The following is a 331-nucleotide window of genomic DNA, read 5'->3' as shown; positions in this document are numbered from 1 at the left end:
CCGAGAACGGAAACAGCATTCTATCGGCCATCCTGGCAGAATGCGCCTCCGTGCCACTTTTCCTCATGAACGTGGCCTTTGACACCAACATTTTCTATTTGATTTACCAATCTAAAATGTCGCCCTCGAAGACCATGGGCATCAGTCACGGCTTTAAATCCGTCGGCATTTTAGCCGGTAGCCAATTGGGGTTTTTGCTTGACTCCACCGAGGGCTCGAACATCGCCCTTACATGCCTCGTTATTTTCTGCGTTGTCGTAGCCCTCGTGGGCATAGCGCCCGAGCGCGTGCTGTCCGTTGCTCTGATTCCGATCGACGATCACGACGCCGA

The 331-nt window shown here is 53.2% G+C and carries 1 protein-coding gene; it reads left to right on the top strand.

Annotation, left to right across the window (positions count from 1 at the left end):
- Positions 1-50 precede the first annotated feature (50 nt).
- The coding region (locus tag PZH32_RS12055; protein ID WP_275208498.1) for a hypothetical protein at positions 51-331 on the top strand (281 nt) is incomplete at its 3' end.

This window comes from Adlercreutzia equolifaciens, assembly GCF_029076695.1.
Classification (GTDB): domain Bacteria; phylum Actinomycetota; class Coriobacteriia; order Coriobacteriales; family Eggerthellaceae; genus Adlercreutzia; species Adlercreutzia equolifaciens_A.
This window is presented reverse-complemented; position numbering and strand designations above follow the sequence as displayed.